Origin of the sequence: Undibacterium sp. Rencai35W (assembly GCF_049340185.1) — a bacterium.
Taxonomy (GTDB): domain Bacteria; phylum Pseudomonadota; class Gammaproteobacteria; order Burkholderiales; family Burkholderiaceae_D; genus Undibacterium.
Genome location: NZ_JBMPPC010000013.1, coordinates 41,587 through 53,502 on the forward strand (window position 1 = coordinate 41,587; position 11,916 = coordinate 53,502).

11 protein-coding genes are annotated in these 11,916 nt (G+C 47.1%); 7 read left to right on the plus strand and 4 right to left on the minus strand.

What is annotated here, in order from left to right; all coding sequences use genetic code 11:
• The first annotated feature begins 92 nt into the window (after positions 1 to 92).
• The 3 genes from ACO0K3_RS19360 (at position 93) to ACO0K3_RS19370 (ending at position 3,813) form a co-directional block, all read left to right on the plus strand.
• Positions 93 to 866, plus strand: a complete 774-nt coding sequence (locus ACO0K3_RS19360) for an RNA methyltransferase (RefSeq protein ID WP_422987466.1) — start codon at positions 93 to 95, stop codon at positions 864 to 866.
• Between the two features lie 327 nt (positions 867 to 1,193).
• Positions 1,194 to 3,074, plus strand: a complete 1,881-nt coding sequence (locus tag ACO0K3_RS19365) for a type IV pilus assembly protein FimV (RefSeq protein ID WP_422987468.1) — start codon at positions 1,194 to 1,196, stop codon at positions 3,072 to 3,074.
• A gap of 88 nt (positions 3,075 to 3,162) precedes the next feature.
• Positions 3,163 to 3,813, plus strand: coding sequence for a glutathione S-transferase family protein (locus ACO0K3_RS19370; protein WP_422987470.1), 651 nt, complete (start codon positions 3,163 to 3,165; stop codon positions 3,811 to 3,813).
• 129 nt (positions 3,814 to 3,942) lie between these two features.
• Here ACO0K3_RS19370 and ACO0K3_RS19375 read toward each other — a convergent pair whose 3' ends face one another.
• The gene (locus tag ACO0K3_RS19375; RefSeq protein WP_422987472.1) at positions 3,943 to 4,743 is read right to left on the minus strand and encodes a PP2C family protein-serine/threonine phosphatase; all 801 of its coding nucleotides are present in this window, start codon (positions 4,741 to 4,743) and stop codon (positions 3,943 to 3,945) included.
• A gap of 98 nt (positions 4,744 to 4,841) precedes the next feature.
• On the opposite strand from ACO0K3_RS19375, the gene ACO0K3_RS19380 reads away from it, so the two are divergent.
• Entirely contained in the window at positions 4,842 to 5,042 is a 201-nt protein-coding gene (locus tag ACO0K3_RS19380) for a YdcH family protein (protein ID WP_422958245.1), read from the plus strand.
• 50 nt (positions 5,043 to 5,092) lie between these two features.
• Positions 5,093 to 7,111 (plus strand): ATP-dependent DNA helicase, encoded by a 2,019-nt coding sequence (locus ACO0K3_RS19385; RefSeq protein WP_422987474.1) that lies wholly within the window; start codon positions 5,093 to 5,095, stop codon positions 7,109 to 7,111.
• Between the two features lie 183 nt (positions 7,112 to 7,294).
• Here the strand turns inward: ACO0K3_RS19385 and ACO0K3_RS19390 are convergent, their stop codons facing one another.
• Positions 7,295 to 9,319, minus strand: coding sequence for a M13 family metallopeptidase (locus tag ACO0K3_RS19390; protein ID WP_422987486.1), 2,025 nt, complete (start codon positions 9,317 to 9,319; stop codon positions 7,295 to 7,297).
• A 426-nt stretch (positions 9,320 to 9,745) separates the two neighbouring features.
• On the opposite strand from ACO0K3_RS19390, the gene ACO0K3_RS19395 reads away from it, so the two are divergent.
• Together ACO0K3_RS19395 and ACO0K3_RS19400 are read left to right on the plus strand one after the other, a co-directional pair.
• Positions 9,746 to 10,102: a nucleotide pyrophosphohydrolase gene (locus ACO0K3_RS19395; RefSeq protein ID WP_422987476.1), complete on the plus strand. Its 357-nt coding sequence runs from the start codon at positions 9,746 to 9,748 to the stop codon at positions 10,100 to 10,102.
• Positions 10,103 to 10,196: 94 nt separating this feature from the next.
• The gene (locus ACO0K3_RS19400; protein ID WP_422987478.1) at positions 10,197 to 10,568 is read left to right on the plus strand and encodes a hypothetical protein; all 372 of its coding nucleotides are present in this window, start codon (positions 10,197 to 10,199) and stop codon (positions 10,566 to 10,568) included.
• Between the two features lie 75 nt (positions 10,569 to 10,643).
• Here the strand turns inward: ACO0K3_RS19400 and ACO0K3_RS19405 are convergent, their stop codons facing one another.
• Together ACO0K3_RS19405 and ACO0K3_RS19410 are read right to left on the minus strand one after the other, a co-directional pair.
• Entirely contained in the window at positions 10,644 to 10,868 is a 225-nt protein-coding gene (locus ACO0K3_RS19405) for a hypothetical protein (RefSeq protein ID WP_422987480.1), read from the minus strand.
• A 20-nt stretch (positions 10,869 to 10,888) separates the two neighbouring features.
• Entirely contained in the window at positions 10,889 to 11,536 is a 648-nt protein-coding gene (locus ACO0K3_RS19410; RefSeq protein ID WP_422987482.1) for a DUF4272 domain-containing protein, read from the minus strand.
• Positions 11,537 to 11,916 lie beyond the last annotated feature (380 nt).

The window sequence follows — 11,916 nt, forward strand, 5'->3', positions numbered from 1 at the left end:
AAGATGCCACACAAAAATGAATTAAAGAGCGTCGCGTCACATCGCGGCACAATTAACATGCCTTGGATAAACGCGTAATTGCGCTATTTTAAATGAACTTGACCCAAACTGACACATCTCTTTTCAAACGCCTGCGCTTCGTTCTGGTAGAAACTAGTCATCCTGGCAATATTGGTGCCGTTGCCAGAGCGATGAAAACGATGGGGTTCTCCGAGCTGGTTTTGGTGAATCCTCGCTTTCCTGATGCGCTAAGTAATCCTGATGCGATCGCTTTTGCCAGCGGGGCACTGGATGTGCTGGAGTCTGCCAGAATTGTCGATTCTATTGATGTCGCCCTTGATGGCTGCCAATTAGTCGCGGCAGTCAGTGCAAGATTGCGGGAATATTCGCCGCCGCTCAGCACGCCACGCGAGCTTGCGCTCCGTGCGGCGCAAACTGGTGGTTCGTCCAGCAATGCGCCCATTGCTCTGGTCTTTGGCAACGAGCGATTTGGCCTGCCGAATGACATCGTCGTCAACTGCAATACCTTAATCAATATTCCGGCGAATCCTAATTACTCTTCGCTTAATCTGGCGCAGGCGGTGCAACTGCTAGCTTATGAATGTCGTCTGGCAGCGCTTGGCGATAAATTGCCTATAAGCGATATCGGTTTTCAGGGCGAGGCGGCATCTGCCAACGATATTGATGGCATGTATGCGCATCTGGAGCAGGCGTTGATCGCGATTGATTTCCTTGATCCTGCCAGTCCCAAAAAGCTGATGCCGAGATTGAAACGGATGTTTTCACGAGCTCAACTAGAAACTGAAGAAGTGAATATACTGCGCGGAATTGCAAAGAAAATTTTGCAGTTCAACAATGTGAAGTAGTGTCTGTTTCAATCTGACTTGAGATAAAAATCAGGCGCCTTCAGGGACGGTTTGTCCCAAGTTGGCACAATATAATTTCTTATTGGAAATGAATTGTTGTGGCAAATGATAAATAAGTTGAAATCCTTGTACTTCATCGCCTTTTTTAAAGGCAATTGCTTTTGCCTTTGTTATAAAGCAAGTAAGATTGGCAATATTAGTTTAGTCAATTAGGTATCTTTTTTTGCGGTTTGCGAAAATTATTCTTGCTAAGTGTTTTTTGAGGAACTGATTATTTTTTATCGCACCCGTCGATTCGTTGTCACTTTGCTTTTTATCGCAGCTCAGATGTTGATTGCTGCGATGCCCGCTTACGCCTTAGGTCTCGGCGAAATTCGTCTGCAGTCAGGATTAGGTCAGCCCCTGAAATCGTCTATTGGCTTATTAGGTAATGACGCAAGTGATGTGAGCCAGATTTGCATTAAGGCGAAGGTTGAAACTTCTGAAGGCGGTTTTTTGGCAACCGGCAATGTTGCGCTGGTTCAGTCAGGTAGTGCTAAGACGATTTACGTCACAACCCGTCAAGGCTTGTCTGAGCCTGCGGTCAAAGTCACGATTGATATCGCTTGCGAAGTGCAATTGCATCGCGAATACATGCTCTTGTTAGATCCGCCGCAATTTAATCAAAATGAGAAGGCTATTTCTTTGCCGCTCATACAAGGCACGCAAAGTTCATCAGCAAGTCAATCCTCGTCATTACCCCAGGCGTCTTCTGCATCTGCTCAAAACGAGCCAGCGCTCACCCGGGTAAAAAAAAGTTCTAAAAAAGTGAAAACTTCTGCAACTAGTGCAGAATTGGCCGGAGAAGCGGCATTTTCAGAAAAAACCAACACGCCAAAATCCCCGGATAAGCCAAAGAACCATAAAAAAAATTCCACAGAACATAAAGATGTCTTAAAGCTCTCTGATGAGACGATGGTCTTGCCTCAAGGCTTGCGCATGAGTGACAGTCTGACGATGGGAGCCGAGGCGCAGAGTGCAAGTAATATGGCCGAGCTTCGCGCAGCACAGGCACATCTGGCAGCTTTGTTGCGTGGTGATAGCGACCAGTCTGCAACACAATCAACCCAATTAAAAGCCGACCAGCAAAAACTATCCAGCCTGCAAATGGAAGCGGCGCAACTCAAAAAACAAAGCCAGATTGACAGGGCTGCGTTGGATGAGGTTAAGGAAAATAGTTTTTCCCGCAATTGGGTGATTGGTTTGTCCGCCTTCATTTTGACGGGATTGCTGGTCATTGTGATGTTGCTGATTTATATCAATCGCATGCACAAACGTACCGAGAGTTCCTGGTGGGCACAACATGCTGAAAAACCTGTTGAAAGAAAAAATATAGAAGATATCGTCAACAACATACAGGCTTCGTATGAGCCAACGACGACCAGCGGACGCTTTCAGTCGTTTGAAGATAGTCAGCCTATGTCGTTTGGCGGGGGCGATACGATGTCAAAAGCAGGCTCTCCCGATATAGATGCGATGGACACAGATTCTCCGGCAAGAGGAGGGCGGGGGCGCACCCCGACGCTAGAAGAAAGTAATAGCAGCACCTTTAATTTTTTCTCCACGAGAGGTAGCTCAGTCAAGGTTGAAGAGATCTCTGACGTCACTCAGGAAGCTGAATTCTGGATGTCAGTCAACGACCCTCAGCGTGCGATTGAGATTCTGGAGCCGCAAAGCCTGGTCGAACATCCGGATTCGCCCGTGCCTTGGTTGTATTTACTGGATCTGTATCACGCGACCGATAATCGTGTGAAATACGATGCCTTACGTGATCGTTTCATCTTGTTTTTCAATGCCAATATTCCTGAGTTTGATGTGGATCACTCAACAATTGTGAGCCGTCACCTGGAAGAATTTCCGCATTTGATTGAGCGTATTTGTGGTATGTGGAACGGCGGTAATATCGTTCCTTTCCTGCAAAGCTTATTAGTCGATGACCGTGATGGTACGCGGATGGGATTTGATTTGCCGGTGTATCGCGATATTTTGTTATTGATTGCCATCGCAAATGAGCTCGAACGCAATGCCAGCGCAGGTCCTGCAGGCAGCGGTTGGGCACATGCTCCGGATGTCGTCAGTCATATTGAGCCTGGCGTCGATGAGTCCATTATCCAGTCCGATCCGCATAGCATTGATTTTGAAGCGATTGATTTTCATAAAAAAACCTGAGCTGTGCGCTAAGGTTTGTAATTCACAATAATGTGTACTCGTCAGATAATGAGTCTGATGCACAAAATAACAAAACCGGAGACAAACGATGCTTAAATTATGTGGCTTTGCCGTCAGTAATTATCACAACAAAGTAAAACTGGCATTGCTGGAAAAACAGATCCCATTTGAAGAAGTTCTGGTATGGGCTGATCGTTCCCCCGATCTGTTAGCCAGATCTCCGCTAGGTAAAGTTCCTTTTATCGACACTGAACAAGGTGCTTTATGTGAATCCCAGGCGATTATTGATTATCTGGAAAGTGCTTATCCTGCGCATCCGTTGTTGCCTGCCGATCCTTTTGCCGCGGCAAAAGTACGGGAACTGATTGTGTTTCTCGAATTGCATCTGGAGCTGGTGGCACGAGAGCTGTATGCAGAGGCTTTTTTTGGTGGCAAAGTCAGCGACGAAGTAAAGATGCGGGTCGAGAAGCAACTCACGAGAAATATTAAAGCGCTGACACCAATGCTTAAATTCGCCCCGTTCGTTGCGGGCAGCGAATTTACGATGGCTGACTGCGTTGCGGTAGTGCATTTTCCTTTGGTATCAATGGCGACGAAGGCGATTTATGATCGCGATTTCTTAGCGGATTTGCCTGCCCGGGATTACGTGAAAATGATGTCAGAACGCCCAGCGATGCAGCAGATCAACGCGGATCGCAAGGCGAATCAACTATTGCTCGCAGAACGCTCAAAAAAATAGCTTATGTACCGCACGCGGTGACTGTAGAGTAAAAAACGGCGTCCTTCATTATCAGGACGCCGTTTTTATGTAAGTTGCTATAAGCACTGCACGTTAAGTCATGCCGCGCTACATCGCTCAAGCAGGTGCTTATACCGCTCTGCGCATCTTTTGGACGACGTAATTCTTTACTTCTTCCGGTGGCTCAACCAGTTTAACAATCGCGAAGGTGCAATTGTCGCCATGCCCCTCGGCACGCTCTCGGGCTTTTCTGATCAGTAACTCAGATGCTTGACGCGGAGAATTTGCAGCAACGGCGGCGGATAATTCTGCGTCGGTAAAATAATGCCAGAGTCCGTCAGAGCAGATCAAAAACGAATCGCCGACCTTTAATTCGCTGCGTTGTCCGTAGGTGATATAAGGAGGTGTTGTGCTGGAGCCGAGCACGTTTACCAGAATATTCGACATCCTGTGAGTCTTGGCTTCTTCTGCAGTAATTTTGCCCTCGTCCACCAGGCGTTCTACGTATGAATGATCTTTTGTGCGTTCGGCGAAATTCGGTCCGCTGAAACGATATAGCCGAGAGTCGCCTGCATATGCCCAGATCGCTTCTTTATTTGGCGTAATCACCAAGGCGACAAAGGTGCTGTGTGGTTCTTTTTCAGCGGAGACGCCGCTGAGCTTGATGACGGTATGTGCTTCGTTGACGATATGTTCCAGCAATTTTTTGACATCGCTGGTCGGATAGAAATCATCAAATAATAATTTTGCAGTACGCACGACCTGTTCCGCCGCCAGTGCGCCACCGCTCTTGCCACCCATGCCATCGGCCACTACGGCCATCATATAGCCAGGGGCGTGCGGAGCCGCAAACAGGGCAGCCCTGTCTTGTTGTTCTTTCCTGTCACCAATGTGTTGTCCGGTGCCAGCTTCGATCTTATATTGGCTCATACGTCTTGGTAGATTAAACTAGCGGGTATCCTGTAAAAGGTCCCAAGCAAAAAACTGTTGTTCAAATTAAACTTCATTTTACTCGCAACCAGACGACTATGAGCCATCCGGAACAAATACAACAACGCATTATCGAGTTGGAAGTCGAACATCGCGATCTTGATATCGTGATTGAAACCCTGGTGAAAGACCAAAATCACGATGAATTGCAGCTACGCCGCCTTAAAAAGCGCAAGTTGCAATTAAAAGACCATATTACTCTACTCAAAATGCAAATGATGCCAGATGTGCCGGCGTAAGCTGATGATCTGTTTTATTTTGTTACACTTTGCTGACTGATCCATTTATTTTGACTGAATCCACACTAGTACCTGGTGCCAAGGGCACTCATGATGACGAAGTTGAACATATTTTTGGTTTGACCGGTGCGCTAAGCGCTTCAATTAACGGATATCGCCCTCGTCAGGCGCAGACCGAGATGGCAAAAGCGATTGCTGATGCGATTTCTGGCCAAAAAACCCTGCTGGCAGAAGCTGGTACCGGCACAGGTAAAACTTATGCCTATCTGACGCCTGCTTTGCTATGGGGTGGGAAGGTGATCATCTCTACCGGTACCAAGAACTTGCAGGATCAATTGTTCTTGCGCGATATTCCAACAATCAAAAAAGTCTTGAAAGCGCCAGTCTCGGTTGCCTTGCTGAAAGGGCGGGCGAACTATCTCTGCCATTTTCATCTGGAGCGTACTTTACAAAATGGCCGCCTGACTTCTCGTGAGGACGTCGGATATTTGCGTGATATTTCCCGTTTCATGAAGACTACCAGCAGCGGTGATAAAGCGGAACTAGCACGTGTGCCGGAAACGGCCTCGGTCTGGAATCTGGTGACGTCTACCAAAGATACCTGCATGGGATCTGAGTGTCAGTATTACCAGGATTGCTTTGTCATGAAGGCGCGCAAAGAGGCGCAGCAAGCTGATGTGGTGGTGGTCAATCACCATTTATTCTTTGCTGATGTGGCTTTGAAAGATACTGGCATTGCCGAACTGCTGCCTTCGGCGAATACCGTGATTTTTGATGAGGCGCATCAATTGCCAGACACCGCTACCTTGTTCTTTGGAGAGACGATTTCGACTTCTCAAATATTGGAACTGTGCCGTGACGTACTGGCGGAGGGGCTGTCGCATGCCCGCGACGGTGCCGAATGGGCAAAGCTTGTAGCGCCTGTTGAACGTGCCGCGCGTGATTTGCGTCTGGCATTTCCTCAGGACGTTGTCCGTCTGTCCTTGTCGCAAATCGCGCCGTCGAGCGAGTTTTTTCCTTCGCTCGATAAACTCAAAGACACGATGGACGATCTGATTGCAGTCTTAGAAAAGCAGGCTGAGCGGGCTGAAACCATTGAGCAATGCCGTGTCAGGGCGATTGATCTGCAAACCAAAATCGATGACTGGAAAGAGCCAGAGCCGAATCCTAAGGCGGGTGCCGTGCCCAAAGCCGACTATGTGCTGTGGGTCGAGGCATTTTCAACCTCGTTGCAGTTGCACCGTACCCCGCTGTCGATTGCGCCGATTTTTAATAAGCAGCGTGAGGGTGTGCCGCGTACCTGGATTTTTACGTCGGCTACGATGGCGGTGAAGAATGATTTCGCGCATTTTGTGTCGCAGATGGGTTTATGGAATGAGCCTGCTAGAACCTGGCCTAGCCCGTTTAATTATGCGGAGCAGGGCATCTTGTATGTGCCAGAGGGAATGCCGCAGCCTAATTCTCGTGAATACACCGACGCCGTCGTAGATGCGGCATTGCCAGTGATTGAGGCGGCAGGCGGGCGCACCTTTATGCTGTGCACGACGATCAAAGCGGTCAAGCATTGCGCAGAGCGGCTGAGAGAAGAATTTGAAAAACGTCATCTGGATTTCCCCTTGTTTGTGCAGGGAGATGCAGGGCGCACCGAATTGCTTGATCGTTTTCGTGCCGCCGGTAACGGGGTGTTGATCGGCAGCCAGAGTTTTTGGGAGGGAGTGGACGTACGCGGTGACGCGTTGTCGTTGGTGGTGATTGATAAGTTGCCGTTCTCGCCGCCCGATGACCCGGTACTCGCAGCCCGTATCGAAGCCATGGAAAAAAAAGGCTTGAACGGATTTGTCCATCATCAGTTACCGGAAGCGATTATCAATCTGAAGCAGGGAGCAGGGCGCTTGATTCGTGATGAATTGGATAAAGGCGTATTGATGCTGTGCGACCCCCGCCTGATTTCCAAGCCTTATGGCAAACGGATATGGCAAAGCCTGCCGGCGTTCACTCGCACCAGAGAGCTCACGGTTGTGCAGAATTTCTTTAAAAATCTTGCCATCGTAAAATCACAATACAAGTAAGTCGTTTATATGAATTTTTACCATACTCCACTAGAGTATTTTTTAAAACCACAATGCAGATATGCGGGAATAAGACGGTTTTAAAAGGAAATTAGGGGAGTATCTGTAAGTGAATGAAAAAGGGCGCTTCAGTAATATAAACTGAAGCGCCCTTTTTATTGATGCAGCTAAGCTGATGCCTGATTACCAGATCGATACGCGTTCAGCAGGCGGTAAATACATCTTGTCGCCTTCTTTCAGGTTATAGGCTTTGTAGTATTCGCCCATGTTGCGCAATGTGCCGTTAGCACGGATTTCGCCAGGAGAGTGCGGATCAGTTTTCAGGCGAACGATCATTGAGGCTTCGCGCATTTTTCCGCGCCATACCTGAGCGAATCCCATGAAAAAGCGTTGGTCGCCTGTCAATCCTGCGATTACTGGTGCAGGCTTGCCACCAAGTGATAATTTGTAGGCTTTGTACGCAATGGCTAGACCAGAGTTATCCGCGATGTTTTCGCCAAGAGTCAGTTCGCCGTTCACGAAGTAACCAGGAAGCGGACTGAAACTGCTGTATTGCTTGACCAGTGTCGCTGTTTTGGCTGCGAACTTCTCGTGGTCTTCTTTGGTCCACCAGTCACGCAAATTACCCAAGCCGTCATATTGCGCACCTTGATCATCGAAACCATGGCTGATTTCATGACCAATCACAGCACCGATGCCGCCATAGTTCACTGCATCATCGGCTTTCGCGTCAAAGAATGGCGGTTGCAAGATCGCTGCCGGGAAGACAATTTCGTTCATCTCCGGGTTGTAGTAGGCGTTGACGGTTTGTGGCGTCATGCCCCATTCTTCGCGGTCAATCGGTTGCCCCAGTTTATTTAACTCAACCTGAGAGGCAAATGAGCGCGTATTGCGTAAGTTGGCGACAGCATCACCCTTGACAATTTGTAGTGCTGAGTAGTCGCGCCATTTGTTTGGATAGCCGATTTTAGGCATAAACGTCGCCAATTTTGCCTGTGCTTCTTTCTTCGTTTCTGGACTCATCCAGTCAAGCGTATCGATACTTTGCTTGTACGCCAGCAACAAATTGCTGACCAGTTTTTCCATCTTGACTTTATGCCCGGCGGGGAAATATTTTTCTACATACAGCTTGCCCAGACTTTCACCCAGACCGGCATCTGCCAGACGCACACCACGTTTCCAGCGTTCTTCTTGCTTAGGAACGCCCATCAGCGTAGTGCTCTTAAATGCAAAGTTTTCGTCTGCAAATGCTGTCGGCAATTGGCTGGCCGCAGAGCTCAATAACTGCCATTTGAAATACGCTTTCCAGGTATCAAGCGGGGTATTAGTAATAACGGTATTAAAGCCTGTCAGATAGCTTGGCTGGCTGATGATCAGATAATTGATTTTGCTTTGTACGCCCAGTGTCGTGAGGTAGCCGGTCCAGTCGTAGCCCGGCGTCAATGCATCTAGTTTGCTGAGCTCAATTTTGTTATAAGCTTTGATTGGGTCGCGCAACTCCACTTTGCTCCACTGGATTTTTGCCAGTTCTGTTTCCAGCGAGAGAATGTCGGCAGCCGTTTTTGCGGCAGCTTTGTCACCGGCCAGAGCAAGCATCGTCTCAATATGTTTCAGATATTTGGCACGAGCGTCCTTGAGCTTGGCATCACTATCGTTCAGATAATAATCGCGGTCTGGCAAGCCGAGACCTGACTGGCCAACGTCCAGTACGTATTTGGTGGAGTCTTTATTATCTTGATGAACAGAGATATCAAGCGGTGCATTGACGCTGACTTTATTTAGCCAGGCAATGAAAGCTGGAATCTGTTTTTTGTCAGACAGGGCGGCGACTTTGGCAAAATCGGCATCGAGTGGCTTCAGGCCCAGTGACTCGATGTGTTTTGTGTCCATGAAAGTGGCGTACAGATCGCTGATTTTTTGCGCTTCTGAACCGGCTTGCGGTTTTTGTTTGTTCAGGCCTTCAATAATGGTGTGCAGGCGCGGCACTACGGCTTCACGCAAGTCCATGAAGGCACCAATAGACGATTTGTCGCCAGGGATTTCTGCTTTAGTTAGCCAGGTGCCGTTTACATGGCGATAAAAATCGTCTTGCGCGCGTACAGTTTTGTCGTTGTGTTTGGTGTCAATGCCAGCTAATAGAACAGCTGAAGCGGATGCAGCCGTATTGACTGGTTCAACTGCGTAGGCGCTGGTAGCGCCGGCAAACATGAGCGCGATAGCGCTGAGAACTTGTGCTTTCACTAAAAATCTCCCTGGTAGTGAGTTGTGGCTTGTTGTTTTAACTAAATGAATCACTGGCAATATCGCTTGGCAGCACGGGGCAAATGCAAAGCGCTGCCGTGAGCCTTGCATTAGATAGACCAGCATTGTTGTTGCGAGTTCGCCCTACGCCGCAAATTCTAATCAATTTTTTTCAAATTAATGAATGTGAATGAAAATAAACAGAGCAAAGTTGATAAAAACCACGAAATACCGAATTCAATCCGGTGCTGAGTCAAATTGTATGGAGGTCAGCCAAGATGTTTCCAATTGGTGGTATCGATGGATTTCTAAGAACCTTGAAGACCCTGATTACCAGTAAGCGGCGGTCTATCGATTACAATGCGGCATTCTTTCTCATTTTTTGTATAAAACATGCCTGACTTGCAATCATTGAGTCAACTATTGGTGGAATTCAGAGACAAGCGTGACTGGAAACAGTTTCATAGCTTAAAAAATCTGATTATTTCTTTGCATCTTGAAACTGGTGAGCTACTGGAGTTGATGCAGTGGAAAACGGATCAGGATGTGATCGCATTGCAAGCCGATCCCGGGTTTCAGCGTGATCTAGCTGGTGAGTGTGCCGATGTATTGCATTATTTGCTGCTAATCGCCGAACAAAATGGAATCGATCTAATTGCGGCCGCGGAAGAAAAAATCCGTATCAATGAGAAACGCTATCCAGTGAGCTTAGCCTACGGCAGTGCGAAAAAATATACTTCGCTCGACTAGAAAAGCATAGAAATAATCAAAAATCTTACTTGTGAGGTCGGGAAAATTATCTATTGCGCCACTTTTGCAAGATTAAAAATAAATAAGGAAAAGTATGAACGACAATTTGACTATCGATGAATTTAACGCGCTGGAGCTGATTAGCAAATTACGTAAGGGTGATACGCCGAATGCCTGCATAGGAAGAAACTCTAAGCGCTTGAATGGTTTGAAATTTATCAAACATCATAAAGACGGCACTTTCGAAATGACAGAAAAAGGCTTGCAGACACTGTTCGTTAAACGATGCATAGAAGGCTTACGATCGGTATCTCAAGATGCAACAACGTCACTGGCGAAGGACGTGGCGACCTTTTTGAGTAAAAAAGGCCACATTATTGAGTCGCCTGAGGGGGGCTTTGCGATTACGGATAAAGGTCGCGACTCTTTAGTGGATATTGATAGTGCGCCGGCAGTGCGTGTCTAACACATCTGACTTACCTAACTTACTAACTAAAGTCAGATGCGATGATGCATCTGATGAGTGCATTTCAAGCGCATCTTACGTATTTTTCACTAAGGTCAGTCTCTGAATTAAAAACTGACCATCAATTACTTTGCGGAACGGGACGCCTGTTGTAGTGAAGCCGGGACCATTTTCCTCTACCCAGCGTTTGGCTTGCAGGTCAAAATCGACCATATTCATTCCTAACATCTCTGCTGAGACGACAAATTTGGCGCCGGGTTTTTGGCGGGCTATGATGGCTTCTAACGCTTCTTTGTTCATACTTATATATCTGTTTTAGTTTAAGTATCGGTTTCGACCATATCCCAGTTATCTTCTTCGTTATAACAGGTAATCCAATTTACAGCGTGATGCCATTCGGGAATGATGTCACAACGAATATTACCGACGGTCGTTTTTCCAATCAGATTGGCATGCCTCACCGCCCAATGAACACGGTATAGCAGATCTGCCCAGTCTAAGATTTTCGATTTAGAGCGAGTGTTTATTGCCTGCCGCAAAACGTCCGGGCTCTCCATGCCTCGTGGGAAATAGCGTAACAGCTTATCCAAATTAGATGCTTGTAAACTGAGCTCAATATCCGGCTGGATACCAGCGCACCATGCCAGCAAAAATAAGCGTTCTTTTTGTACGGAGAAGTAATTGCGTTCATCTTCAGTCCACTGATCCGATAGTAAGAAGCTTTTTTCTTTTTCTGATAAATAGCCGGTCATCTGGTGGGAGGCAAGATACTCGCGGAAGTAGCTCGCTTCTCCAGATTGCGCGCTACTAGTTACTGCCCATAAGGCAACCAGCCTTTCAAAAAGAGATGTTGTATCACGCAAGGTGACCTCTTCATCGGATTCAATCAGTGGCAGTTGCAGATTGATGCGGATGCCACGCTTATGCAGCATCGTCTCGGATAAAAATTTACGATTTTCTGGATTCATACTTAGTATTCATAAAAAATTCTTCAAACATTATTCAATAATATTGGCATCAAGTGTTTTATCACATGCTTATATCTGTCTGTTGTTCCGTACCGGGAAGATTGTTTCACTTTGATAGATACTTTATTATTAAATAAAACGATTTATAAAATATCGGTCAAAAGTTCTTGCAAGGCTGGGTGGTATTTGCTATAGTTCGGCTCCCGTCGAGAGGCGGGGAAGGCAAGAAGAGAAAGAGAAGCAGTCGATGCAAGTTTTAGAAGTGAAGAGTTAAGTGCGCGTAGTAAGCGTGTTTAGCGAAAGCGGCTAAAAAAGGTGTTGACGAAAAGTAGGAAGTGCTTCATAATCTCGCTTCTTTGCTGCTGACAAACAAAACGATT